The organism is Phytobacter sp. MRY16-398 (assembly GCF_003925915.1).
Taxonomy (GTDB): domain Bacteria; phylum Pseudomonadota; class Gammaproteobacteria; order Enterobacterales; family Enterobacteriaceae; genus Phytobacter; species Phytobacter diazotrophicus.
This window is the reverse complement of record NZ_AP018756.1, coordinates 104,871-130,629: the sequence shown is the minus strand read 5'-3', so window position 1 is coordinate 130,629 and position 25,759 is coordinate 104,871. Positions and strand designations below refer to the sequence as shown.

Annotated in this window: 26 protein-coding genes; 17 read left to right on the top strand and 9 right to left on the bottom strand. The window is 55.1% G+C overall.

The annotated features are described in order from the left end of the window. Positions 1 to 44 precede the first annotated feature (44 nt). Positions 45 to 1,007 carry a polysaccharide deacetylase family protein gene (locus tag MRY16398_RS00645; protein WP_079496897.1) on the bottom strand — a complete coding sequence of 321 codons (963 nt, stop codon included), beginning with the start codon at positions 1,005 to 1,007 and terminating at the stop codon, positions 45 to 47. Between the two features lie 110 nt (positions 1,008 to 1,117). Here MRY16398_RS00645 and rfaQ point away from each other — a divergent pair, with 110 nt between their 5' ends. From rfaQ to coaD, 7 genes are all read left to right on the top strand, one after another. Then, positions 1,118 to 2,194 (top strand): putative lipopolysaccharide heptosyltransferase III, encoded by a 1,077-nt coding sequence (gene rfaQ, locus MRY16398_RS00640; RefSeq protein ID WP_125123720.1) that lies wholly within the window; start codon positions 1,118 to 1,120, stop codon positions 2,192 to 2,194. Then, positions 2,191 to 3,318, top strand: coding sequence for a glycosyltransferase family 4 protein (locus MRY16398_RS00635; RefSeq protein ID WP_125123719.1), 1,128 nt, complete (start codon positions 2,191 to 2,193; stop codon positions 3,316 to 3,318). Before rfaQ ends, MRY16398_RS00635 begins: the two co-directional genes overlap by 4 nt. A gap of 2 nt (positions 3,319 to 3,320) precedes the next feature. Next, a complete protein-coding gene (locus MRY16398_RS00630) occupies positions 3,321 to 4,415 on the top strand; it encodes a glycosyltransferase (protein WP_125125616.1) in 1,095 nt (364 codons plus the stop codon). Between the two features lie 28 nt (positions 4,416 to 4,443). Continuing rightward, positions 4,444 to 5,433 carry a glycosyltransferase gene (locus tag MRY16398_RS00625; RefSeq protein ID WP_071195073.1) on the top strand — a complete coding sequence of 330 codons (990 nt, stop codon included), beginning with the start codon at positions 4,444 to 4,446 and terminating at the stop codon, positions 5,431 to 5,433. A gap of 115 nt (positions 5,434 to 5,548) precedes the next feature. Further along, the gene (waaA, locus tag MRY16398_RS00620; protein ID WP_039080119.1) at positions 5,549 to 6,823 is read left to right on the top strand and encodes a lipid IV(A) 3-deoxy-D-manno-octulosonic acid transferase; all 1,275 of its coding nucleotides are present in this window, start codon (positions 5,549 to 5,551) and stop codon (positions 6,821 to 6,823) included. After that, positions 6,823 to 7,593: a glycosyltransferase family 2 protein gene (locus MRY16398_RS00615; RefSeq protein WP_039080118.1), complete on the top strand. Its 771-nt coding sequence runs from the start codon at positions 6,823 to 6,825 to the stop codon at positions 7,591 to 7,593. The genes waaA and MRY16398_RS00615 overlap by 1 nt, the downstream gene beginning before the upstream one ends. A 3-nt stretch (positions 7,594 to 7,596) precedes the next feature. Further along, positions 7,597 to 8,073, top strand: a complete 477-nt coding sequence (coaD, locus tag MRY16398_RS00610) for a pantetheine-phosphate adenylyltransferase (protein WP_071195076.1) — start codon at positions 7,597 to 7,599, stop codon at positions 8,071 to 8,073. A 109-nt stretch (positions 8,074 to 8,182) separates the two neighbouring features. Here the strand turns inward: coaD and mutM are convergent, their stop codons facing one another. The 4 genes from mutM to radC form a co-directional block, all read right to left on the bottom strand. Continuing rightward, entirely contained in the window at positions 8,183 to 8,992 is an 810-nt protein-coding gene (gene mutM / locus MRY16398_RS00605; RefSeq protein ID WP_110296556.1) for a bifunctional DNA-formamidopyrimidine glycosylase/DNA-(apurinic or apyrimidinic site) lyase, read from the bottom strand. Positions 8,993 to 9,181: 189 nt separating this feature from the next. Next, entirely contained in the window at positions 9,182 to 9,349 is a 168-nt protein-coding gene (gene rpmG / locus MRY16398_RS00600) for a 50S ribosomal protein L33 (protein WP_003024094.1), read from the bottom strand. A 20-nt stretch (positions 9,350 to 9,369) separates the two neighbouring features. Next, on the bottom strand, positions 9,370 to 9,606 hold the full coding sequence (rpmB, locus tag MRY16398_RS00595) for a 50S ribosomal protein L28 (RefSeq protein ID WP_002436699.1): 237 nt from the start codon (positions 9,604 to 9,606) through the stop codon (positions 9,370 to 9,372). Between the two features lie 215 nt (positions 9,607 to 9,821). Continuing rightward, positions 9,822 to 10,490 (bottom strand): RadC family protein, encoded by a 669-nt coding sequence (radC, locus tag MRY16398_RS00590; protein ID WP_039080115.1) that lies wholly within the window; start codon positions 10,488 to 10,490, stop codon positions 9,822 to 9,824. 172 nt (positions 10,491 to 10,662) lie between these two features. Between radC and coaBC the strand changes: the two genes are divergently transcribed. The 3 genes from coaBC to slmA all read left to right on the top strand — a co-directional run bounded on the left by coaBC (position 10,663) and on the right by slmA (position 13,026). Then, positions 10,663 to 11,874: a bifunctional phosphopantothenoylcysteine decarboxylase/phosphopantothenate--cysteine ligase CoaBC gene (gene coaBC, locus MRY16398_RS00585; protein ID WP_103245897.1), complete on the top strand. Its 1,212-nt coding sequence runs from the start codon at positions 10,663 to 10,665 to the stop codon at positions 11,872 to 11,874. Next, the gene (dut, locus tag MRY16398_RS00580; protein ID WP_039080113.1) at positions 11,852 to 12,310 is read left to right on the top strand and encodes a dUTP diphosphatase; all 459 of its coding nucleotides are present in this window, start codon (positions 11,852 to 11,854) and stop codon (positions 12,308 to 12,310) included. Before coaBC ends, dut begins: the two co-directional genes overlap by 23 nt. A 119-nt stretch (positions 12,311 to 12,429) precedes the next feature. Then, positions 12,430 to 13,026, top strand: coding sequence for a nucleoid occlusion factor SlmA (gene slmA, locus MRY16398_RS00575; protein WP_039080112.1), 597 nt, complete (start codon positions 12,430 to 12,432; stop codon positions 13,024 to 13,026). An 81-nt stretch (positions 13,027 to 13,107) separates the two neighbouring features. Here slmA and pyrE read toward each other — a convergent pair whose 3' ends face one another. Together pyrE and rph are read right to left on the bottom strand one after the other, a co-directional pair. Beyond that, on the bottom strand, positions 13,108 to 13,749 hold the full coding sequence (gene pyrE / locus MRY16398_RS00570; protein WP_039080111.1) for an orotate phosphoribosyltransferase: 642 nt from the start codon (positions 13,747 to 13,749) through the stop codon (positions 13,108 to 13,110). Between the two features lie 211 nt (positions 13,750 to 13,960). Next, complete coding sequence (gene rph, locus MRY16398_RS00565) at positions 13,961 to 14,677, bottom strand: ribonuclease PH (protein WP_125123718.1); 717 nt, start codon at positions 14,675 to 14,677, stop codon at positions 13,961 to 13,963. A gap of 124 nt (positions 14,678 to 14,801) precedes the next feature. Between rph and MRY16398_RS00560 the strand changes: the two genes are divergently transcribed. Both MRY16398_RS00560 and MRY16398_RS00555 read left to right on the top strand, forming a co-directional pair. Beyond that, positions 14,802 to 15,665: a YicC/YloC family endoribonuclease gene (locus MRY16398_RS00560; protein WP_039080109.1), complete on the top strand. Its 864-nt coding sequence runs from the start codon at positions 14,802 to 14,804 to the stop codon at positions 15,663 to 15,665. 134 nt (positions 15,666 to 15,799) lie between these two features. Beyond that, entirely contained in the window at positions 15,800 to 17,044 is a 1,245-nt protein-coding gene (locus tag MRY16398_RS00555) for a glycoside hydrolase family 28 protein (RefSeq protein WP_125123717.1), read from the top strand. Positions 17,045 to 17,124: 80 nt separating this feature from the next. On the opposite strand, the gene ligB is transcribed toward MRY16398_RS00555, so the two are convergent. After that, positions 17,125 to 18,801, bottom strand: coding sequence for an NAD-dependent DNA ligase LigB (ligB, locus tag MRY16398_RS00550; RefSeq protein WP_255498896.1), 1,677 nt, complete (start codon positions 18,799 to 18,801; stop codon positions 17,125 to 17,127). Between the two features lie 256 nt (positions 18,802 to 19,057). On the opposite strand from ligB, the gene gmk reads away from it, so the two are divergent. The 5 genes from gmk to recG all read left to right on the top strand — a co-directional run bounded on the left by gmk (position 19,058) and on the right by recG (position 25,069). Next, complete coding sequence (gmk, locus tag MRY16398_RS00545) at positions 19,058 to 19,681, top strand: guanylate kinase (RefSeq protein WP_039080107.1); 624 nt, start codon at positions 19,058 to 19,060, stop codon at positions 19,679 to 19,681. Between the two features lie 53 nt (positions 19,682 to 19,734). Beyond that, a complete protein-coding gene (gene rpoZ / locus MRY16398_RS00540; RefSeq protein WP_000135058.1) occupies positions 19,735 to 20,010 on the top strand; it encodes a DNA-directed RNA polymerase subunit omega in 276 nt (91 codons plus the stop codon). Between the two features lie 18 nt (positions 20,011 to 20,028). Beyond that, positions 20,029 to 22,161, top strand: coding sequence for a bifunctional GTP diphosphokinase/guanosine-3',5'-bis pyrophosphate 3'-pyrophosphohydrolase (spoT, locus tag MRY16398_RS00535; RefSeq protein ID WP_039080106.1), 2,133 nt, complete (start codon positions 20,029 to 20,031; stop codon positions 22,159 to 22,161). Between the two features lie 131 nt (positions 22,162 to 22,292). After that, a complete protein-coding gene (trmH, locus tag MRY16398_RS00530) occupies positions 22,293 to 22,982 on the top strand; it encodes a tRNA (guanosine(18)-2'-O)-methyltransferase TrmH (RefSeq protein WP_039080105.1) in 690 nt (229 codons plus the stop codon). A gap of 5 nt (positions 22,983 to 22,987) precedes the next feature. Then, positions 22,988 to 25,069, top strand: coding sequence for an ATP-dependent DNA helicase RecG (gene recG, locus MRY16398_RS00525; RefSeq protein ID WP_125123715.1), 2,082 nt, complete (start codon positions 22,988 to 22,990; stop codon positions 25,067 to 25,069). On the opposite strand, the gene MRY16398_RS00520 is transcribed toward recG, so the two are convergent. Then, positions 25,070 to 25,747 (bottom strand): hypothetical protein, encoded by a 678-nt coding sequence (locus MRY16398_RS00520; protein ID WP_107222649.1) that lies wholly within the window; start codon positions 25,745 to 25,747, stop codon positions 25,070 to 25,072. Between the last annotated feature and the right edge of the window lie 12 nt (positions 25,748 to 25,759).

Here is a 25,759-nt window from a genome sequence, read left to right as displayed (position 1 = left end):
CAAATCCCATGAGTGTCCCACAACGCGGCAGTGGGGCATAAGTCTTATAGTTTTGATGTTTTCTGCTGATAATAGTCCGCCAGAGTCATTCCCTGAACGCGCGGCTGCAGCCATGTAAAGAAGGACTCAAGGTCATCGTACAGACGCTCAATATCCTGTTCATTCTTAAATGTCGGGCTCCCGCCCGGCATATATTCAGACGAGTGCAGCATGTACTCAACGTAGTCGTTGCCCTGCGCCAGCGTCTGCTCCACAACCCGCTGCATCGTCTCAACATTGCCGCCCATCGGGCGTAGCCAATGGACAGAAGGCGAACGCAATTTACCGCGCAGTTTGTCGTAGCCCTGTTTGATACTGTTCATCAGCGCCGAGTGCTTGAACTGAATGCTCATTGGCACCTCAAGCAGCGGCGAATTGCCGGGTTTACTGATGTCGTTTTCATCAAGAAAATAGGCCTGCAACGGGAACTGGCGATAATCCGTACCCCCGGTTCCCTGGGGTGCCCCTTTCGCGGTTTTCCAGTTCACTTTTGGTGTGACGGAACAGTCCACCTCGTAGCCATATTCGATCAGCAGACGCGCATAACGTTCATCAAAGGCCCAGCGACCGGCACGATGGCTGCGCATTTTGGTCTGGAAGGTGTCCTGCAGGAGTTTGGTCATAAAATCGACCTTTTCCCGCATCAGTGCGTCGGAATATTCAATGAGGTAGGGTTTGTAGCGCCAGTCGTTATCGGTCAGCGGCGTCTCTGGCGGGCTATTCCAGGCATGTAAATGCATGCCGATTTCTGCCGTCCCCCGGGCAATCACGTCCTGGCCAAACTCAATAAAAAACGGGTCGATGGCCATTTCGTAGTTAGTCAGATAGACCGGTTTAAAACCATACTTTTCGCACACAGCCTGAAAACGCGGCAAATATTTCGCATTTTCCGTAGTGATACTGTCATTTTTTTGCCAGAGGTTGTCGCCCTCTGTATCGATCGTGATAAGAAATGCCGGTTTCTGCACGTCTTTGTCCTCAGGCTTAGTTATCCGGTCATGGTAGAGCAATACAACGCTTCTCTCAATGCATCTGATAACCTAGAATCAGAGGCTTGTGATCGGATTAAGAAGACCGTATGACGCCCGAAACCCGCCCTTTCGACAGCAAAATGCCTGCGCGCATTTTAGTGATAAAGCTACGCCATCATGGCGATATGCTGCTGATTACACCCGTGATTCAGACACTTCGCCAGCGCTATCCTGACGCTAAAATCGACGTTTTGCTGTATGAAGAGACACGGGATATGCTCGCCGCCAACACAGATATCCATCACATTTACGGCATTGACCGAAAATGGAAAAAACAGGGGCAGCGGCACCTGATTGCGATGGAATGGGGGCTTCTGCGCACTTTACGCAAGCAACATTACGACCTGGTACTGAACCTGGCCGACCAATGGCGCAGCGCTATTGTCACCCGCTTTACCGGCGCCCCACAGCGCATCGGCTTTGATTTCCCGAAACGCCGTCACCCCATTTGGCGTTTTTGCCATACCGTTCTGGCTTCTACGCAGGCCCATAACAGCCTGCATACGGTCCAGCAAAATCTCTCCATTCTGGCGCCGCTGGGCATAGAGGTACAAAATGCCCCGGCCAAAATGGGCTATAGCGAGGCGGACTGGCAGATCTGCAAAGCATTGTTACCAGAAGGATTAACCGGGGGCTATATCGTCGTGCAACCCACCTCACGCTGGTTCTTTAAATGCTGGCGAGAGGATCGGATGAGCGCGGTGATTAACGCGCTCTCGGCTGACGGATACACCGTTGTGCTCACCTCTGGCCCGGACGCCAAAGAAAAACAGATGGTCGATACCATTATCGCAGGCTGCCCGGATGCACGCCTGGTCTCGCTGGCCGGTAAACTGACGCTGCGCCAGCTCGGTGCGCTGATTGACCACGCCCGCCTGTTTATTGGCGTCGATTCCGTACCGATGCACATGGCCGCCGCGCTGAATACGCCGCTGGTTGCCTTGTTTGGCCCCTCTAAACTGACCTTCTGGCGTCCCTGGCAGGCTCAGGGCGAAGTCATTTGGGCTGGCGATTACGGCCCGCTTCCCGATCCGGATGCGATTGATACCCGCACTGATGAACGCTACCTGGATTTAATTCCTGAGGAAGAGGTTATCGCCGCGGCAAGAAGGGTTTTAGCATGAGTAAATTTCGCCTGGCGCTGGTCAGACAGAAATACCGCCCTGATGGCGGCGCGGAACGTTTTGTCTCACGCGCGCTGGAAGCGCTCGATAGTAGCAATCTCGAACTGAATGTCATCACCCGCGAGTGGCAGGGGCCGGTAAAGCCGGACTGGCGCATTCATATCTGTAACCCCAGAAAATGGGGACGCATCAGCCGCGAACGCGGGTTCGCCAATGCCGCAAGAGCACTCTGGGAAAGCAAACAGTTCGACCTTGTGCAAAGCCATGAGCGCATCCCAGGGTGCGACCTGTATCGCGCTGGTGATGGCGTGCACCGCCGCTGGCTGGAGCAACGCGCGCGAATTCTCCCCGGCTGGAAACAAGCCTTGTTGTTCGCTGACCGCTATCACCGTTATGTGATGAATGCCGAACGCGAGATGTACCAGCATGACCATCTGCGTGGCGTCATTTGCAACGCTGAGATGATAAAGCAGGAGATCATTGCGGATTTCGGCCTGCCGGCAGAAAAAATCCACGTGATTTACAACGCTATCGATAATCAGCGTTTCACGCCGCCAGATGAAGAGACGTTTGCAGCCCTGCGACAAGCGCGCGGGATCCCGCTACAGGCAACCTGCCTGGTCTATGTCGGATCGGGCTTTGAACGTAAGGGACTGGATGCGGCCATTCGCGCTATTGCCCCTACGGATCGCCATCTTTTCGTCGTTGGCAAAGATAAAGACCAGCGTCGCTACGAATCTCTGGCGGCATCGCTCAATTGCGCCAGTCGGGTGCATTTCTTTGGCATGCAAACAGAGACACTACCGTTCTATCAAATGGCGGATGGTCTGCTGCTGCCAACCCTTTACGATCCGTTCCCCAATGTGATTCTGGAAGCAATGGCCTGCGGTTTACCGGTCATCACCACGACCGGCTGCGGCGGCCAGGAATTCATAATGCAGGGGCAGAATGGCTACGTATGCGATGCGCTGGATATTCCCGCATTGCAGGACGCCGTTATGGCGCTCCCCGCACGCGCGTTAGGCTCCAGCGAAGGCCTGCATGCCCGGGAGCGTATTTTGTCCTGCACCGCCGGGCGTCTGTCGACGCAATTACTTGCCCTTTACCAGAAGCTGGTGAAATGACCATGCGCATACTGTTTATCATTGATGGATTACCGGGCGGCGGCGCCGAGAAAGTCGTTTTGACGCTCGCAGAGACTTTTTTACGCCAGGGCGATGAGGTATCACTCTTTTCCCTGCGCGACGTCTGCGAATATCCTCTGCCTGAGGGGCTGGATTACCGGGTTATCGCCGATAAATGTCGTAAGCCCTGGCGTAAGCTGACGGAGATTTCACGTCGTGCGCGCCAGCTTGACGATGCGGTCATTGCTGCCGAACGGTCTGGTCGTTTCGACCTGGTGTTATCTAACCTGCATAAAACCGATCGTATTGTGTCGCGCAGTAAAACGCTGCGCTCGCACAACCTCTGGTTCTGTCTGCATGGCGTGTTTTCAACCTCTTATCTTGGCCACCGGACAGGCTTTGACCGCTGGCTAAAACAGCAGAAAATTAAACGCGTTTACCAGGGGCGTAATATCGTTAGCGTCTCCAGCGCTGTCGGGCAGGACCTGGTCGAACAATTCACCATTCAGCCTGCACAACTGAAAACCATCTATAACCCTTTTGATATTGCCGCGATCCGCGCAAGCGCCGAGGCTCCCTTTGAGATGGCCGGGCAGGATTACATTATCCACGTCGGGCGCCTGCATCCCGGAAAACGTCAGGACCGCCTGATTGAAGCCTATGCGCTGAGTCACATCACCGCGCCGTTAGTGATGCTCGGCCAGGGCAAACCAGAGCAAGAAGAGCGTTTGCGCGCCTTGGCTGAAAAGCTGGGTGTGGCGGACCGCGTGCTGTTTAAAGGTTTTCAGAGCAACCCACATTCATGGATGAAGCAGGCACGGATGCTGGTACTCAGCTCCGATAGCGAAGGCCTGGGCAATGTGGTCATAGAAGCGCTGATTCTGGGCACTCCCGTTGCCAGTACCCGTTGTCCGGGCGGCATCCCGGAGATCCTGACGGGCCCGCTGGCGCAAGGGCTTGCAGACCTCAATAGCCCTGCGCTGGCTCAGGCGATGCAAAGCATTTACACTAACCCGCCGATTATTGAGCAGGCTGCGCTGGAAAAATTCAGCGTGGAGACAATCTGTCAGCAATATCGCCAGTTGGGCAAAGAGTAACAGGCACCTTACCGATACCGGATCTTTTATGAGTCAAAACCCTTTACTGAGCATCGTGGTCGCGGTGTATAACGGCGGGAAATTTCTCGCACAGTTTTTTGAATGCATTGAACAACAGCAGCTTGAAAGCTATGAACTGATCCTGGTAAACGATGGTTCGACCGATGACAGCCTGACCGTTATCGATGCCTGGCGCGACAGAATGCAAAACGTTACGCTAATTCAGCAGGAAAACCAGGGCGTTTCCGTCGCGCGAAATTCCGGCCTCGCCATTGCGAAAGGTAAATACCTGACCTTCCCGGATATTGACGACAAGCTCTACCCTGGGATGTTCCGCACGCTGCTGGACATGGCTGAAAAAGGCAATCTTGATGTTGCCACCTGTAATGGCCGCTATGTTTACGAAAAGAACCGTGAAAGCCACCCTATTTTCCCACCTGAGCGCTTATCTTCCACACCGGTATTGCCGGGCCACGTCTGGCTGAAAACCGCGCTCGACTCGCGCAAATTTCTGCACGTCACCTGGCTGAATATCTATCGCCGGGAATTTATTACCCGGCACAATTTTCATTTCGAACCGGGGCTGCGTCATCAGGATATTCCCTGGACCACGGAAGTGCTGCTGGCTGCAGAACGCGTGCAGTACACCAGTGAATCCTTTTATGACTACTACATTCATTCGGAATCGGTGTCGCACAAGCCGGACAATGACGATACGCTGATGCGCTCAGCGCGCCATTACATGAAAATTCTTGAGATGCTGGACGCCATCAATAAGCGTTACCCGGATAAGGCGCGTAACATCTCCGCCTGTCGCTGGCAAATCGCCAAAGAGGGACTTGGCATTATTCATACGTTCGATGAAATGAAAGATGAAGCGAAAAAACGTATTATCATCAGTGAGTTTTTCGATCGTGGAATCTGGCGGCTGATTTGGACCAATGCCAGCTCATTGCGTTTACGCTGGCGTCTGGGGCGCCGTTATTTTCGGATTAAAAAATACCGCGATGTCGCATAGCGTGTACCGCGTTCCCGCTATAGCCCTGGCGCAGTATCAATGCGCCAAAGAGATAGCTTTAAGCGGGCTAAATGCTTAGAATTTGCCCGCCGAAACTCAAAAAACGGATAATCGCTTGGAATTGTTGTATACCATCCTGCTCTACTTAATTCAGCCTCTGGTGTGGCTGCGGCTTCTGCTTCGCAGCCGCAAGGCCCCGGCTTACCGTAAACGCTGGGCTGAACGCTATGGTTTTTGCCGTAATAAAGTGAAGCCGGACGGTATTTTGCTGCATTCCGTCTCCGTTGGCGAAACGCTGGCGGCCATTCCGCTGGTACGTGCATTGCGCCACCGCTATCCCATGCTGCCCATTACCGTCACCACCATGACACCGACGGGCTCAGAGCGGGTGATGTCTGCCTTTGGCAAAGATGTTCATCATGTCTATCTCCCTTACGATCTGCCCGGCGCGATGGGCCGTTTTCTTGATACGGTCCGCCCAAAGCTGGTGATCGTTATGGAAACCGAACTGTGGCCCAATATGATTGCCGCGCTGAACCGTCGCAAAATTCCGCTGGTGATCGCCAATGCGCGCCTGTCGGACCGTTCGGCTAAAGGCTACGGCAAACTGGGGCGATTTATGCGTCGTCTGCTCAGCAGAATCACCTTAATTGCCGCGCAAACCCAGGAAGATGGCGATCGTTTTCTGCAGTTGGGCCTGAAACGGGGCCAGCTTGCCGTTACCGGCAGCCTGAAATTTGATATCTCCGTCACCCCGGAATTAGCCGCCAAAGCCATAACACTGCGGCGTCAGTGGGCGCCTCGCCGTAAAGTATGGATTGCTACCAGCACCCACGACGGCGAAGAGACAATTATCCTGCAGGCACATCGCAAGTTGCTGGAGACGTTCCCTGATTTACTGCTGATCCTGGTGCCGCGTCACCCGGAGCGCTTCCCTGACGCCCGCGAAATGGTGCGCAAAGGCGGCTTTAGTTTCATCATGAGAAGCTCGGGTGAAATTCCTTCCGGCAGTACTCAGGTCGTTATTGGCGATACCATGGGTGAGCTGATGCTGCTTTACGGTATTGCTGATATGGCCTTTGTCGGCGGCAGCCTGGTCGAGCGCGGCGGTCATAACCCGCTGGAGCCGGCGGCACATGCCATTCCTGTGCTGATGGGCCCGCATACCTTCAACTTCAAAGATATCTGCGCGCGTCTGCAAGCCGCTGATGGCCTGATTACCGTCACCGATGCCGACTCGCTGGTCAAAGAGGTCTCGACCTTGCTGACCGACGAAGATTACCGTCTGTGGTGTGGCCGCCACGCCGTGGAAGTCCTGCATCAGAACCAGGGCGCGCTGACGCGTCTGCTGCAACTCCTGCAACCGTATTTGCCTCAGCGGAGCCATTAATGTCTCAACGCCTGTCGGTGGTCATGATCGCCAAAAACGCGGCAGATCTGCTGCCAGATTGCTTAGCGTCAGTCGCATGGGCCGATGAAATTATCCTGCTCGATTCCGGCAGCCAGGATGCAACGTCAGAGGTCGCGCGCGCGGCAGGGGTAAAGGTTTTCACTGATACCAACTGGCAGGGCTATGGTATTCAGCGCCAGAAGGCGCAACGCTTTGCCAGCGGTGACTATGTCCTGATGATTGACACCGATGAACGGGTCACACCGGAACTGGCGCAATCTATTCGCGCGGTACTTGATGCCCCACAGCCGGATGCGGTTTACAGCATCGCCCGCCGTAACTTTTTCCTGGGACGTTTTATGCGTCACAGTGGCTGGTACCCTGACCGGGTGATGCGGCTCTACCCACGCGAGCGTTACCAGTACAACGCCAGTCTCGTACATGAGTCACTGGACACCCAGGGCGCAAAAGTTATCGAACTGAAAGGCGACCTGCTGCATTTAACCTGCCGTGATTTCGCCAGCTTTCAGCGCAAACAGCTCAATTACGCCACAGCCTGGGCGCAAGAACGTCATCAGAAGGGCAAGAAGGCATCGCTGGCGGGTATTTTCACCCATACGCTGGGGGCGTTCCTGAAGACGCTGCTGCTGCGCGGTGGCGTGCTGGATGGCAAACAAGGCTGGCTGCTCGCGGTGGTCAATGCGCAGTATACTTTCAACAAATACACCGAACTGTGGGCGCTAAACCACGGTTACAGCGAGAAAGCCTAAGCGATGAGCACAAAAGCAATTTATCCCGGTACGTTTGATCCCATCACTAACGGGCATATTGATATCGTGACCCGCGCCGCCACCATGTTCGATGAAGTGGTGATGGCGATTGCCGCCAGCCCAAGCAAAAAACCAATGTTTACGCTCGATGAGCGCGTGGCGCTGGCTCAGGAAGCAACCAAACAGATTCCGAACGTCACGGTGATGGGCTTTAGCGATCTGATGGCCAATTTTGCGCGCGCCCAGCAGGCGAACATTCTGATTCGTGGCCTGCGTGCGGTGGCAGATTTTGAATATGAGATGCAACTGGCGCATATGAATCGCCATCTGATGCCTGACCTGGAAAGCGTATTTCTGATGCCATCAAAAGAGTGGTCGTTTATTTCCTCCACCCTTGTAAAAGAGGTGGCGCGCCATGCCGGTGATGTCACTCATTTCCTGCCAGCGAATGTCCACCAGGCGCTGCTGAAAAAGCTGTAGGGCGTTCTTCCCGGAGGCGGCGCTTGACGCGCCTTGTCCGGGCTACCAGTCCGCAACCTATAGCCCAGTTAAGCGCAGCGCGGGCCGGGATAAACGCAACCACCGCACTTTACTTCTGGCACTGGCGGCAATAAAAGGTCGCCCGCTGTGCATGTTTTGACGCAATAATCGGCGTACCACACGCCCGGCACGGCTCTCCTTTACGTCCATAGACCTGCAATTCCTGCGCAAAATATCCGGGCTTACCGTCGCTTTGCAGAAAATCTTTCAGCGTGGTACCGCCCTGCTCAATCGAACGCAGCAGAACGGCTTTAATCACCCGCACCAGCAGCTCACACTCCTCGCGCGACAGTGACGAGGCCAGTCTGTCAGGATGGATCCCGGCAGCAAACAGCGACTCGCTGGCGTAGATATTGCCTACCCCCACCACCAGCTTGTTATCCATCAGCCAGGGTTTGATGGCGATTTTCTTCTTCGCGCATTTCTGTTGCAGGTAATCGACGTTAAACGCCTCGCTTAACGGTTCCGGCCCCAGATGCGCCAACACATTGTGACCTTCCAGCTCTTTCGTCCACAGCCAGGCGCCAAAGCGTCGTGGATCGGTGTAACGCAGCACTTTGCCATTGCTCATCACCAGATCGACATGGTCGTGTTTTTCCGCCGGGAGGTCTTCGGTGAGGATACGCAGGCTGCCGGACATCCCCAGATGGATGATTATCCAGCCGTCCGGTAACTCCAGCAGCAGGTATTTGGCACGGCGCTGCACGCTGAGAACCGGTTTGTCGCTCAGGCGATGAATTTCATCCGAGACAGGCCACCGGAGGCGCCCGTTACGGACGACAGCATGAAGAATTTTGGCGCCGACCAGATGCGGTTCAATACCGCGGCGGCTGGTTTCTACCTCGGGTAACTCTGGCATGTTTATTTCTCCTTATTTCCCCAATGTAATTTGAGTCACAGGAAGGCGGCAAGAAGTGAATCCCGGGCGCTTACCTGAGTAGGGGACCAGGGTGAGCGTACACAGCTAACGTATCTGCGGCTCAAACTACGAAGGGCAAAATGCAAAAAACCCCGCCGAAGCGAGGTTTTCGTACAAAGAAAGCGCAAATTATTTAATTTTTGCTTCTTTGTAAAGAACGTGCTGACGGACAACTGGATCGAATTTTTTCAGTTCCAGTTTTTCCGGCTTAGTACGTTTGTTCTTCGTGGTGGTATAGAAGTGACCAGTACCAGCAGAAGAAACCAGCTTGATTTTCTCACGAATACCTTTAGCCATGATTTATTTCCTCTAAGTACTTAGTACTTTTCGCCACGGGCACGCAGTTCAGACAGAACTGTATCGATGCCTTTCTTATCGATTACACGCATACCTTTAGCAGATACGCGCAGGGTGACAAAACGCTTCTCGCTCTCAACCCAGAAACGGTGAGAGTGCAGGTTCGGCAGGAAACGGCGTTTAGTCGCGTTCAGTGCGTGGGAACGGTTGTTACCGGTCACCGGACGCTTGCCAGTAACTTGGCAGACTCGGGACATGTCTATTCTCCAAAAATCAAATTAGCTCGAGCTTCGTATGGGGTATTGGCGCCTCGTCAGGCTTTCACAGCCTGGTCTGACGGTTCTAAGCGAACTCGTGTAGCCAGGCCCAATTGCCAAACCCGAGATTCTCAAAGGTGGCGTAGTATACGCTGAGTCGGCGATGTGCTCAAGTCCCGAACAGACAAAGATCCCGATGGATCGCCCAAAGAGGTCTAAATCCAGCCCCGCTCTGCGAACGAAACGTACTCTCCACGGCCTATCACCAGATGATCGAGCACACGAATATCCATAAACTGACAGCACTTCACCACCCTTTCGGTGATGATTCTATCCGCTTTACTGGGTTCAGCGCTACCCGAAGGATGATTATGCGCAAGGATCACGGCGGCGGCATTCACTTTAATCGCCTCGCGGACAATTTCGCGCGGATGCACTTCCACCTGATTAATGGTGCCGGAAAAAAGACGGCAATGCTTCAACACCCGATTTTGGTTGTCGAGAAAGATCGCCATGAAGATCTCGCGCTCTTCGCCCGTCAACTGGCTTTGCAGAAATTCCCGGGTCAGCTCCGGGCTTAACAATGATGTTTCTTCCAGTAGCCGAACGCTGTAGTAGCGCCGCGCCAGCTCGGCAATGCCTTTTAGTTGCGCGTATTTCGCCACCCCAATGCCATTAACATTGGCAAAATCTTTATAGTCCGCCGAGAGCAGCCCGTAGAGTGAGCCGAAGTGCTGCAGCAAATCACGGGAAAGCGTCATCACTGATTTCCCCTGTGTGCCAGTGCGTAAAAACAGCGCCAGTAGCTCGACATCCGTCAGCGACTCAATGCCCGCACTCATCATTTTTTCTCTGGGCAATGGGGGTAAATAAACTATATCCATGTCGAATCCTCCCTTTTACGCACCATGCTGCCACAAGCGAAAAGGGCCATCGACACTGGATCGCCACACTTGCGTAATACCTCGCAAAGAGCACGACGGGCAAAAGCACGACAGCACCAGGATTGTGATAAAATGCCCGCCTTCTGGTGAAATCCAACAGGAAAGAGTCATGATGAGTCTGGCGGGTAAAAAAATCGTTCTCGGCATAAGCGGCGGCATCGCGGCTTATAAAGCGCCTGAACTGGTGCGTCGTCTGCGCGATCGCGGCGCCGATGTGCGCGTTGCGATGACCGAAGCAGCGAAAGCCTTTATTACGCCGCTGAGCCTGCAGGCGGTTTCCGGCTACCCGGTTTCCGACAGTCTGCTCGACCCGGCCGCCGAAGCCGCAATGGGCCATATTGAGCTTGGCAAATGGGCCGACCTGGTCATTCTCGCCCCCGCCACCGCCGATTTAATCGCGCGCGTCGCCGCCGGTATGGCTAATGACCTGGTGTCGACGATTTGCCTTGCCACGCCTTCTCCGGTTGCGGTTGTGCCTGCCATGAACCAGCAGATGTATCGCGCCGCCGCCACTCAGCATAATTTAGAGGTGCTGGCCTCGCGCGGCCTGTTATTGTGGGGCCCGGACAGCGGCAGCCAGGCCTGCGGCGACATTGGGCCGGGCCGGATGCTGGATCCGCTAACCATCGTTGATCTCGCCGCCGCACATTTCTCGCCTGTCAACGATCTGCAACATCTGAACATCATGATTACCGCCGGTCCGACCCGCGAGCCGCTGGACCCGGTGCGTTATATTACAAACCACAGCTCCGGCAAGATGGGCTTTGCCATCGCTGCGGCGGCTGCCCGTCGTGGCGCTAACGTGACGCTGGTGTCAGGCCCGGTGTCGTTGGCAACGCCAGCATGGGTCAAACGGATTGACGTGACCACCGCTCTGGAGATGGAGGCCGCGGTACAGGGTCTCGCTCAGCAGCAACACATTTTTATTGGCTGTGCCGCCGTCGCGGATTATCGCGCCGCCGCCATTGCCGACGAAAAAATCAAAAAGCAAGGCGATGAATTAACAATAAAAATGGTCAAAAACCCGGATATCGTCGCCGGTGTCGCCGCATTGACCGAGCATCGCCCCTATGTCGTTGGGTTTGCCGCCGAAACAAATAATGTGGAAGAATATGCCCGGCAAAAACGTGCCCGCAAAAACCTCGACCTGATCTGCGCTAACGACGTTTCGCAATCAAATCAAGGGTTTAATAGCGACAATAACGCTTTGCATCTTTTCTGGCAGGATGGCGATAAACATTTACCGCTAAAGAGCAAGGAACAGTTAGGCCACTTATTACTGGACGAGATCGTTACCCGTTATGATGAAAAAAATCGACGTTAAGATTCTGGACCCGCGTGTAGGCAAGCAATTCCCACTGCCGACCTACGCCACCGCCGGTTCTGCCGGCCTTGATCTGCGTGCCTGTCTCGATGACGCCGTAGAGCTGGCACCGGGCGCGACCACCCTGCTGCCGACCGGTCTGGCGATTCATATTGCCGATCCGTCGCTTGCCGCAGTGATTCTGCCGCGCTCTGGCCTCGGCCATAAGCATGGTATTGTGCTGGGTAACCTGGTAGGGCTCATTGACTCTGACTATCAGGGGCAATTGATGGTGTCCGTCTGGAACCGTGGTCAGGACAGCTTTACCATTGAACCCGGTGAGCGCATCGCGCAAATGGTGTTTGTCCCGGTCGTTCAGGCTGAATTTAATCTGGTTGAAGAGTTTGACGCCACAGATCGTGGTGAAGGTGGCTTCGGTCACTCCGGGCGTAAATAAGCAGCCCATTTAACGCATCCTGCGGCGAAATAACGCCATAACATTTCCGCAAACACCGGTTTGCGGCCGCCGCGTGGATGTTCGCCTGATAAGCGCTTATTTCAGGGGTATTTTGCAACATGGCAGAAAAACAAACCGCGAAAAGGAATCGTCGCGAAGAAATACTTCAGTCTCTGGCACTGATGCTTGAATCCAGCGATGGAAGTCAACGCATCACGACGGCAAAACTGGCGGCGTCTGTTGGCGTCTCCGAGGCCGCTTTGTACCGTCATTTCCCTAGCAAGACACGCATGTTCGATAGCCTCATTGAGTTTATCGAAGATAGCCTGATTACCCGTATCAACCTGATCATGAAAGATGAAAAGGACACCACAGCGCGCCTGCGTCTGATTGTGCAACTGATTCTGGGGTTTGGTGAGCGTAATCCAGGGCTGACCCGCATTCTTACCGGTCATGCGCTGATGTTTGAACAGGATCGCTTACAGGGGCGTATCAATCAGCTTTTCGAGCGTATCGAATCCCAGATTCGCCAGGTGCTGCGCGAAAAGAAGATGCGTGAAGGCGAAGGCTACGTCACTGACGAAACGCTGCTGGCAAGTCAGTTGCTGTCGTTTTGTGAGGGGATGTTGTCGCGCTATGTGCGTAGCGAGTTCAAATACAGTCCGACCGATGAGTTTGAAGCACGCTGGCCCTTGCTGGCCGCGCAGTTGCAATAAGCGATAAGTTATCCCGGATGGCGGTTAACCGCCTTATCCGGGCAACTCTTTCGATCTATCCCAGGTACGCCGGGAATACTATTAAATCCCGTACTCTTCCCGATATGCCTTCACCGCGGCCAGATGGTCAGCCATTTCCGGCTTCTCTTCCAGATAAGCAATCAGCTCTTTCAGGGTGATAATTGAAATCACTTTGCAGCCGTAGTCGCGCTCCACTTCCTGGATCGCGGAAATATCCGCGCGTCCACGCTCCTGACGATCAAGGGAGATCAGCACGCCTGCCAGCGTCGCGCCGTTCGCCTGGATTATCTCCATGGATTCGCGAATTGCCGTACCGGCAGTGATCACATCATCCACCAGCATGACGCGGCCCTGCAATGCGCTGCCGACCAGCGTGCCACCTTCACCGTGATCTTTGGCCTCTTTGCGGTTAAAGCAATACGGCACGTCACGCTCGTGGTGCTCAGCCAGCGCGACTGCTGTGGTGGTCGCGATAGGGATACCTTTGTAGGCCGGGCCAAACAACAGGTCGAAATCAATTTTCGAATCCACCAGCGCGGCGGCGTAAAAACGGCCCAGCAACGCCAGGTCACGCCCGGTATTAAACAGGCCGGCGTTAAAGAAATAGGGGCTCTTACGCCCGGATTTCAGGGTGAACTCGCCAAACTTGAGCACCTGTTTGTTAAGCGCAAACTCAATAAACTCACGCTGATACTGTTTCATGGATTCGCTCCTCATCTTAGAACCTATCCCATCAGGCTATCTTACTTGCCAGTTTTAACCCGGGCAGTGCTCGAATCCTCATGTACTTCGTGTACGTTCCGGATTTTCCGCGCTGTCCGCGTTCAAACGGTCTTCGCCGATTACGCCGGCTGGGAAAGGATTTCACTTTTCTATGGACAAAAAAAAGGCGACTTCTCAGTCGCCTTAAAAACTAGTTTGCCAACGCCGCTTTCTGCGTAGCAATAATCGATTCGATTCCCCCTCGGGCCAACGCCAGCAAGGTCAGGAGTTCTTCGTGGGTGAACGGTTCGCCCTCGGCGGTGCCCTGAACTTCAATGATGCGCCCATCTTCGGTCATCACTACGTTCATATCGGTTTCCGCTGCGGAGTCTTCCAAGTATTCCAGATCACAAACCGCTTCGCCATTGACGATGCCGACTGAAACCGCCGCCACCAGCCCTTTCATCGGGTTCGCTTTCAGTTTGCCTGCGCTTACCAACGCGTTCAGCGCATCGGCCAGCGCAACGCATGCTCCGGTGATGGAGGCAGTACGGGTACCGCCATCGGCCTGAATCACGTCGCAGTCCAGGGTGATGGTGTATTCACCCAGCGCCGTTAAGTCTACCGCCGCACGCAGCGCACGGGCGATAAGACGCTGAATTTCCATAGTGCGCCCGCCCTGTTTGCCCTTCGCCGCTTCGCGCGCGTTACGGGTGTGGGTGGAACGCGGCAGCATGCCATATTCAGCGGTGATCCAGCCCTGGCCCTGGCCTTTGAGGAAACGCGGCACACCCTCTTCAAGGGTGGCGGTGCACAGCACTTTGGTATCACCAAATTCAACCAGCACGGAGCCTTCTGCGTGTTTTGTGTAATTACGGGTCAGGGTGACGGGACGCACCTCGGTGGTGCTACGGCCTGATGGACGCATGATGATTTCTCCGGCTGTTACGAATGTGGCTGCGCATTATACTGGCTTACCAAGGTTATTCCTATCCTGATAAGCCCATGAAAGCTATAATCCCCGCATCTCTCCTTAAAAAACGGGAACGTCTATGATCCGCAGTATGACCGCCTACGCCCGGCGTGAAATCAAGGGTAGCTGGGGCTCTGCCTCATGGGAACTGCGCTCGGTAAACCAGCGTTATCTTGAAACTTACTTCCGTCTGCCGGAACAATTTCGTAGCCTGGAGCCTGTGGTTCGCGAGCGCATCCGTACGCGTCTGACTCGCGGGAAAATCGAATGTAATCTGCGTTTTGAACCTGACGCCAGCGCCCAAAGCGAACTGATTCTCAACGAGAAACTGGCAAAACAGCTGGTGAACGCCGCCAACTGGGTCAAAATGCAGAGCGATGAAGGCGAAATCAACCCGGTGGATATTCTGCGTTGGCCGGGCGTTATGGCCGCTCAGGAACAGGATCTGGACGCGATTGCCGCTGAAATTCTGTCTGCCCTTGATGGCGCGCTGGACGATTTTATCGTCGCCCGCGAGACCGAAGGCCAGGCGCTGAAAGCCTTAATTGAGCAGCGTCTGGAAGGCGTCAGCACTGAAGTGAAAAACGTGCGTGCACAGATGCCGGAAATCCTGCAATGGCAGCGCGACCGCCTGGTAGCAAAACTGGAAGAAGCGCAGGTCCAGTTGGAAAATAATCGACTGGAACAAGAGCTGGTGCTGATGGCACAGCGTATCGACGTTGCCGAAGAGCTTGACCGTCTGGAAGCGCACGTTAAAGAAACCTACAACATCCTCAAGAAGAAAGAGGCTGTGGGCCGCCGTCTCGACTTTATGATGCAGGAGTTCAACCGTGAGTCGAACACCCTGGCGTCTAAATCTATCAATGCCGATGTCACCAATTCAGCCATTGAGCTGAAAGTGTTGATTGAGCAGATGCGCGAGCAGATTCAGAACATCGAATAATCCCGCCAGTGCTCTGAAAGCCCGCAATGCTGCGGGCTTTTTTATTTTCTGCCCTCCGCTCCCGGCCATCGCTTTACAGGTCCGTACCGCCCCCGGTATTGTGATTTTCAGGTTTCCACCTGTCCGGACTTTTTATGTCTTCACCCTTGCGACCACTTCATGTTCGTACGCTAACGGCCATACTGTTGCTCTGTTCCGCAGGGGCACAGGCAGGAGATACGCGCACCGTCACCCAACCCGTCACACCGCCGCCTTGTCAGACCCTTTATGCCAGTGGAACAGACGATGCAACGCAGGCAATCCAGACGGCGCTCAATACCTGCGCTCGCGGAAAAACAGTGCATCTGGCCGCAGCAGAAAACACGGATACCTTCTACAGTGGCCCACTCAGCCTGCCATCGGGGGTTAGCCTTGCGATTGATAAAGGAGCAACGCTGAGGGCTGTCGCCAACCCGGTCCGCTTCGACACAGGCAAACAGATCTGCGGCACGCTGGATGATTCAGGGAAGGGCTGTAAACCGTTTATCTGGATTAAAGAGGCGGTTGGCAGCGGGATTTATGGACAGGGGACAATTGATGGTCAGGGTGGCACGGTCATGGCCGGGCGAAACCAGACATGGTGGCAACTGGCAAAAGAGGCGCAAAAAAGTGACAGCAAACAGAATGCGCCTCGCTTAATCCAGATTGATAGCTCCTCAGATATCACGCTGTATCAGATAACCCTCAAAAACGCGCCGAATTTCCACGTAGTGGGCAACCGCAGCAACGGGCTGACCCTGTGGGGGATCACTATCGACACCCCCGCTTTCGCACGTAATACGGATGGTTTTGATCCTATGGGCTCGACGAACGTGACGCTCACCCACAGCGTGATCGACACCGGGGACGATAATGTCGCCATTAAAGCCGGGAATGCCAGCGCATCCCATATCTCCATTGTGGATAACCGCTTTGGCTCCGGGCACGGCATGTCCATTGGTAGCGAGGTCAATAAAGGTGTGAGTGATGTGGACGTCAACCAGCTCACCCTGAACGGCACAACCAACGGGCTGCGCATTAAAAGCGACCGTTCGCGCGGTGGTCTGGTCACCGGAGTCAACTATCGCAATATCTGCATGGAAAACGTGAAAAACCCGATTGTTCTGGACACGCGCTACGAACCTAAAGAAGGGCATCTGCTCCCCATCTTTCGCGATATCACGTTTGATCATGTGAAAGTGCTTACGGCAGGTACGCTGACATTTCAGGGAGACAGCGACAGCAATCCGATTGTGACCACCCTGAAAAATGTGACGCTTGCCAGGGGTTCGGAAATGCACAAAAAATACGCCATTATCCAGGACACAATCGCGCCAGGCCCCACGGGATCATGCCCTTGAGATAAACACATGGGAACATCGCAAAGCAAAATATGGCCGTCATAGCGAAAGACCTCATCACTGCTGCAAAAGTGACGGCGCTAAAAGCCAGCAATTCCGTGCTCACCCAGCCAGGCCACCAGCGTCTTAACCACCGGCTCCTGAATAAAAGTCGTGACCTGGCGGGCTTTCCGGGCACCGATGCCCGGCAGGCGCTGCCACGCCTGGTCGCTTCGGTCCTGCATCTGCTGCCAGTGGGTATCCCCGGCGGCCTGAATTGCCGACGTCGTTAACGGCAGACCAAGGGCATAAACCCAGCGCACAAAGGGCCGCTCCCGGGCAAGTTCGAAGCGATGCCAAAGCTGCCGTCCGCGAGCAGGTGTTATCCCGGCTGTTTCCTGTAGCTGCGTTTCTGTTAACGCCAGCCAGGAAAAGAGATGTTCAAACCGATGCGCCTGATGCAATACACGCCAACCCGCCTCCCCCAGCCCTTCAATATCCAGCGCCTGCTTTGAACTCAGCCACGTCAGCCGGGCCAGAAATTGCTCCTGACATTCTGGCGAGGCATAAAAACAGGTGAGCGGCGTGAAAACCGGGGCAGGCGGCTGCGGTTTAACGCGAACCTGCCCGCGCCAGACCACATCATCAATGCGTGGGATCCCTTGCCCTGCCAGGCTTACCACTACCCGATCGCCAGGCGCAATATCCAGTTCCTGCCAACGCCGCACGGAACCAACATTGACCCGCTGCACACGTTTATCGTCCAGTTGTACCGGCTCCAGATGGGCAACGACGGCAATTTTCCCGGTACGCCCGACGGTAAAGCGGATATTTTTCACCTCGGCGACCTGTTCGACTGGCGGATATTTCCATGCCGCGACCCAGACACCCTGCCCCGGGAGCCACTGTTTTCCTTGCGGCTCTTGAGCACTTCGTACCACCACGCCATCTGTCACAAAGGGCAGCGCGGTAGTGAACCAGCGCTCGCGAAGGACCGCAACCTCATTGATATTGCTGACGGGCACACTGTAGCGTTCCACCCAGTCAAACCCTGCCTGCGTTAATAATTGCAGGCGATGCGCTAACGCTTGCGGCCCGTCCGGCCAGCTCCAGACAAAGACGGCAATGTCGCTTAACACATCCGACCCACCTCGTCTCATCATGGCGCCCGCCACTTTGGCCCGGGCGTTCATGCCACCCATCTGTTTTTGAATATGACCATCCCGCTTTAAAAACAGCTCGCCCTGTAAGACGCTGTTTGCCAGTGCGCCGGTAACAGTTTGCGGCAGTGCGGGAATACGGCGGGCATTCTCCGTCCAGTCTTCGCCTGCCAGGCCATTCCCCCGACTGATGACCCGCTCCAGTTTGCCGTGGCGATAGACCAGTGTGACCGCCACGCCGTCCACTTTCGGCTGTGCCCAAAGCGCTGCTTTACCCGCCATCCATTTACGCAGCGCGTCTTTATTACGCAGTTTATCAACCCCCGTATGGGCAATCGGGTGCCTTACCGTACCGCCCGCTACGGCTGGCGCATCACGGACCGTCTCCTGCCCAAAACAGCGCCGCCAGTTCGCAAGCTGGGCATTGAGATTGTCGTAAACATCGTCGCTCACGGCGCTCGCGCCCTGCAACCAGTAATCCTCATTCCACTGCGCCATCTGTTTTTCCAGTTGTGCAATCTCTTGTTCTGCTCGCGCTGGCGCCCACACCGGGCAGGCCGCGTTACTGCATACGCTCCAGACCACCGCGCCGATCATCATAAATATCCTTATCCACATTTCGCCGTCTCCTTAGCTGAATGCAGCGGGTATATCGCGACGGAAATAGGTTTTCGAGACAGTAAAACAGAGTTTGCGAGGTGGGTTCCGGCGTTTTTCACCGTTTGCAGAAAAAGGGTGGCAAATCAGGGAAAAGGCGCGCAAAACACCATTATCCACAGTAAAAAGTGTGACGAGGGCTACGTCACGTTGCGCCGTTGTGTATAATAGGCACGTATGTAAGTTTCCTTTCGCAATTCACATACAAAAGACTCTCATGGCTCAAGGCACGCTTTATATTGTTTCCGCCCCCAGTGGCGCGGGTAAATCAAGCCTCATTCAGGCTTTATTAAAAACCCAACCGTTGTATGACACCCAGGTTTCTGTTTCACACACCACGCGCGCGCCGCGTCCGGGTGAAGTGCACGGTGAACACTATTTCTTCGTTAATCATGCCGAATTTAAAGCGATGATTGATGATGACGCCTTCCTTGAACACGCCGAGGTATTTGGCAATTATTACGGCACATCGCGCGCTACGATTGAGCAAGTTCTTAAAACCGGCGTAGATGTATTCCTGGATATTGACTGGCAGGGCGCGCAGCAAATCCGCATGAGAATGCCGCAGGCGCGCAGCATCTTTATTTTGCCGCCGTCGAAAATCGAGCTGGACAGACGTTTGCGTGGTCGCGGTCAGGACAGCGAAGATGTTATCGCAAAGCGCATGGCGCAAGCAGTTGCGGAAATGAGCCATTACGCAGAGTATGATTACCTTATTGTGAACGATGATTTCGATACCGCCCTGGGCGACCTCAAAACCATCATTCGCGCCGAACGTCTGCGTATGGGCCGCCAGATGCAGCGACATGACGCTTTAATCAGCAAACTGTTGGCAGACTGAACTCACATTCAGTATCATGCCCAGTCCATCACCATCTGTGGAGCATTTTAAATATGGCACGCGTAACTGTTCAGGACGCTGTAGAGAAAATTGGTAACCGTTTTGACCTGGTACTGGTCGCCGCGCGTCGCGCTCGTCAGATGCAGGTAGGCGGAAAGGATCCGCTGGTACCGGAAGAAAACGATAAAACCACCGTTATCGCGCTGCGCGAAATCGAAGAAGGTCTGATCAACAACCAGATCCTCGACGTACGTGAGCGCCAGGAACAGCAAGAGCAGGAAGCCGCTGAATTACAAGCCGTTACCGCTATTGCTGAAGGTCGTCGTTAATCAATAAGCGGGTCGCCCTTGTATCTGTTTGAAAGTCTGAATCAACTGATTCAAAACTACCTGCCGGAAGACCAGATCAAGCGTCTTCGGCAGGCGTATCTCGTTGCACGTGACGCTCACGAGGGCCAGACACGTTCAAGTGGTGAACCCTATATCACGCACCCGGTTGCCGTAGCCTGTATCCTGGCCGAGATGAAACTCGACTACGAAACGCTGATGGCCGCGCTGCTACATGACGTGATTGAAGATACCCCCGCAACCTACCAGGACATGGAACAGCTATTTGGCAAAAGCGTTGCCGAACTGGTAGAAGGGGTGTCAAAGCTTGATAAGCTCAAGTTCCGCGATAAGAAAGAGGCGCAGGCCGAAAACTTTCGCAAGATGATTATGGCGATGGTGCAGGATATCCGCGTCATTCTCATCAAACTCGCCGACCGTACCCACAACATGCGCACGCTGGGCTCTCTTCGCCCGGATAAACGTCGCCGCATCGCCCGTGAAACTCTCGAAATTTACAGCCCGCTGGCGCACCGTTTAGGTATTCATCACATCAAAACCGAGCTTGAAGAGCTGGGCTTTGAAGCGTTGTATCCGAACCGTTATCGCGTCATTAAAGAAGTGGTAAAAGCTGCGCGCGGTAACCGTAAAGAGATGATTCAGAAGATTCTTTCTGAAATTGAAGGGCGTCTGCAGGAAGCGGGAATTCCGTGTCGCGTCAGCGGTCGCGAAAAACACCTGTACTCCATCTACTGCAAGATGGTGCTCAAAGAGCAGCGTTTTCACTCGATTATGGATATCTACGCCTTCCGCGTTATCGTCCATGATTCCGACACCTGCTATCGCGTGCTGGGCCAGATGCACAGCCTCTACAAACCGCGTCCAGGTCGTGTTAAAGATTATATCGCCATTCCAAAAGCGAACGGCTATCAGTCTCTGCACACCTCGATGATCGGTCCTCATGGCGTCCCGGTTGAAGTACAAATTCGCACCGAAGACATGGACCAGATGGCGGAAATGGGGGTCGCGGCGCACTGGGCCTATAAAGAGCACGGCGAAACCAGCACCACCGCGCAAATCCGCGCCCAGCGCTGGATGCAAAGCCTGCTCGAACTGCAACAGAGCGCAGGCAGCTCGTTTGAATTTATTGAGAGCGTTAAATCTGATCTCTTCCCGGATGAGATTTATGTTTTCACCCCGGAAGGCCGCATCGTGGAACTGCCAGCAGGCGCGACCCCGGTCGACTTCGCCTATGCGGTTCACACCGACATCGGCCACGCCTGTGTGGGCGCACGTGTCGACAGGCAGCCGTATCCTCTGTCGCAGTCGCTTTCGAGCGGGCAAACCGTAGAAATCATTACCGCGCCGGGCGCTCGTCCGAACGCGGCATGGCTTAACTTTGTCGTGAGCTCAAAAGCGCGTGCCAAAATTCGTCAGTTGCTGAAAAACCTCAAGCGTGATGATTCGGTAAGCCTTGGCCGCCGTCTGCTCAACCACGCACTGGGTGGAAGCCGTAAGCTGGCGGAAATTCCGCAAGAACATATTCAGCGCGAACTGGACCGCATGAAGCTTGCCTCGCTTGACGATCTGCTGGCGGAAATCGGCCTCGGCAACGCCATGAGCGTGGTAGTGGCGAAGAACCTGCAGCAGGGCGAAGCGACGGCGACAGCGCAAAGCACCGGTACCGCCGCGAGTGTCAGTGCCAGTGGCGGACATTTGCCGATCAAAGGTGCGGATGGTGTGCTGATCACCTTCGCGAAGTGCTGTCGTCCGATTCCCGGCGACCCGATTGTAGCGCATGTTAGCCCCGGCAAAGGGCTGGTTATCCACCATGAATCTTGCCGTAACATCCGTGGCTACCAGAAAGAGCCAGAGAAGTTTATGGCCGTTGAGTGGGACAAGGACACCGCGCAGGAATTTATCACCGAAATCAAGGTAGATATGTTCAACCATCAGGGCGCACTGGCGAATCTGACCGCGGCAATCAACACCGCGTCTTCCAATATTCAAAGCCTGAATACGGAAGAAAAAGACGGCCGCGTTTACAGCGCCTTTATCCGTCTGACGTCTCGCGATCGCGTCCACCTGGCGAACATCATGCGCAAAATCCGCGTCATGCCGGATGTGATTAAAGTCACTCGTAACCGAAACTAGTATGTCCTACACCAAAGCATTCGAATTGCATCGAGGCAGCAAGCGAATGAACCCCCAGGCGCGAACAGAAGTACGTAACTGGGGCGAGAGAGTGCAGCTAACGCTGAGGCAATTTGAAGGATGAAGTGTATATGAATGCACAACGTTATGCGCGAATCCGCGAGATGCTAGCCAGACGTCAACCGGACCTGACCGTCTGCATGGAGCAGGTCCACAAACCGCATAACGTTTCTGCCATTATCCGCACCGCAGACGCCGTCGGCGTACATGAAGTTCACGCCGTCTGGCCGAGTCGTCGCATGCATACCATGTTGTCATCCGCTGCGGGCAGCAACAGTTGGGTGGAAGTGAAAACGCACCCGACCATCGGTGACGCCGTTTCCCAACTGAAAGCGGCTGGCATGCAGATCCTGGCGACACACCTCTCAGACAAAGCCGTAGATTTTCGCGAGATCGACTACACCCGTCCCACCTGTATTTTGATGGGGCAGGAGAAAACCGGGATCAGCCAGGAAGCATTAGATTTGGCGGATCAGGACATTATCATCCCGATGATCGGTATGGTGCAGTCGCTGAACGTCTCCGTCGCCTCGGCGCTTATCCTCTACGAAGCCCAGCGCCAACGGCAAAACGCCGGCATGTACCTGCGCGAAAACAGCATGCTGCCGGATGAAGAACAGCAGCGTCGGCTGTTTGAAGGTGGTTACCCGGTACTGGCGCGCGTGGCAAAACGCAAAGGTCTGCCTTATCCCCGCGTCAACGAGCATGGCGAAGTGGACGCCGACGACGCCTGGTGGGCCACCATGCAGGCTGCGAGATAACGCCTATGCAAGGTCGCCTGTTGGATGCCGTTCCCCTCAATACCCTTACCGGCGTTGGCGCGGCGCAGGCCAGCAAACTTGCAAAAATCGGCCTGCACACGGTGCAGGATTTACTGCTGCACCTGCCTCTACGCTACGAAGATCGCACCCAACTCTACCCCATTGCCGACCTGCTGCCGGGCATTTATGCCACGGTGGAAGGCGAAGTGCTGAACTGCAATATTACCTTTGGCGGGCGTCGGATGATGACCTGCCAGATAAGCGACGGTTCCGGCATTCTGACTATGCGTTTTTTTAACTTCAACGCGGCGATGAAAAACAGCCTCGCGACCGGGCGTCGCGTGCTGGCCTACGGTGAAGCAAAACGCGGGAAGTTCGGCGCAGAGATGATCCACCCGGAATACCGTGTTCAGGGCGATCTCAGTACCCCGGAATTACAGGAAACCTTAACGCCTGTTTATCCGACGACCGAGGGGATAAAACAGGCGACGTTGCGCAAGCTCACCGACCAGGCGCTGGACCTGCTTGCCACTTGCGCGATTGCTGAACTGCTACCGCCAGAGCTGGCACAGGGGCTGATGACACTGCCGGAAGCCTTGCGCACTCTGCATCGTCCGCCGCCGACACTGCAGCTTGCTGAGCTGGAAACCGGGCAACACCCGGCGCAAAGACGTTTAATTCTCGAAGAGTTACTGGCACACAATCTCAGCATGCTGGCGTTGCGTGCCGGGGCGCAGCGTTATCACGCAAAGCCGCTGAATCCTCAGGATACGCTGAAAAATGCCCTGCTGGCCTCGCTGCCGTTCAAACCTACCGGCGCACAGGCGCGCGTGGTGGCAGAAATTGAACGCGATATGGCGCTCGATGTGCCGATGATGCGCCTTGTACAGGGCGACGTGGGTTCCGGGAAAACGCTGGTGGCGGCGCTGGCGGCATTGCGGGCGATTGCCAACGGCAATCAGGTGGCCCTGATGGCGCCGACCGAGCTGCTGGCTGAACAACACGCCAACAATTTCCGCAACTGGTTCGCGCCGCTCGGCGTGGAAGTGGGCTGGCTGGCGGGTAAGCAGAAAGGCAAAGCACGCCAGGCGCAGCAAGAGGCCATTGCCAGCGGCGAGGTACAAATAATCGTCGGCACGCACGCCATCTTCCAGGAACAGGTGCAGTTTAACGGCCTTGCGCTGGTGATCATCGACGAACAGCATCGGTTTGGCGTACATCAGCGCCTGGCGCTGTGGGAGAAAGGCCAGCAACAGGGCTTCCATCCCCACCAGTTGATCATGACTGCAACACCCATTCCGCGCACCCTGGCGATGACCGCCTATGCCGATCTCGACACCTCGGTTATCGACGAACTCCCACCGGGCCGAACGCCTGTGACCACCGTTGCCATTCCGGATACCCGACGCAGCGATATTATCGATCGCGTACGCAACGCCTGTACCGGGGAAGGTCGCCAGGCCTACTGGGTCTGTACGTTGATTGAAGAGTCCGATCTGCTGGAAGCCCAGGCAGCGGAAGCCACGTGGGAAGAGTTAAAGCTGTCCCTGCCGGAGCTAAATATCGGCCTGGTCCACGGACGCATGAAGCCTGCGGAAAAACAGGCGGTGATGCAGGCCTTCAAACAGGGCGAGATGCATCTTCTGGTGGCGACCACCGTGATCGAAGTGGGCGTGGACGTGCCCAACGCCAGCCTGATGATTATCGAAAACCCGGAGCGTCTGGGTCTTGCGCAACTCCACCAGCTACGCGGCCGTGTCGGACGCGGCGCGGTAGCCTCACACTGCGTGCTGCTCTACAAATCACCGCTGTCGAAAACCGCGCAAAAACGCCTGCAGGTACTGCGCGACAGTAACGACGGCTTTGTGATTGCGCAAAAAGATCTGGAGATTCGCGGCCCCGGCGAACTGCTCGGCACCCGTCAGACCGGGAATGCCGAGTTCAAAGTGGCTGATTTGCTGCGCGACCAGGCGATGATCCCGGAAGTGCAGCGCATTGCCCGTCATATTCACGAACGCTATCCCCGGCAGGCCGAAGCCCTTATCGAGCGCTGGATGCCGGAAACAGAGCGCTATTCAAACGCCTGATTACTGTTTGTGATAGACGTTATCAAAACTGACGTTCATGCCGCCGCAATAGCCGCTATCACGAACGATTAAGTTGCCATTAACCAGTTGTGCCGCCCCGCTGCAAGTGTATTCCTCTTTCGGGTTTCCCCAGTGCAGCGCATTCCCTTGTGGCGTTATTGTCTCATCGAGATCGCCGGTATGGACAATGTCATATCCTTGCGAATCTTTTCCGCCATACCAGGTCGCCTGTCCCTCGATGTTAATCTGCCCTTTCCCCACAGACGTAATATGAATTTCATTGTCACCCAATTCGGCATGCCATTTACCGGTCCATTCGGCGAGCGTCGCGTTGTGAATCGGCTGCTTTTCTAAGGACTTAGTGGGCATCCAGCCGACAAATTCATGCTTTTTCCCTGAGTACCAGACGCAGCTCCAGCCCGGCACTTCTTGTGCTACCAGTACCGTGTCACCCGCCACCAGATACGGTTTTGTTGCGCACACTTCACCCTGTCCCGGGCAGCCGTCATCGTCGCGGTAAAAATGCACGTTGGCATTGGCATCAGTTTTCACTTTCGCCTGGTTGAAGACGCCTGGCCAGGTGGGGAAACTGCCATTACGACAGGTATGCAGATCGTATTCGTCAGCGAGACATCCGGCGGAGAAAAAGGCCAGGGCGAGCAGTATTTTTCCTTTCATATCAATCCCTAA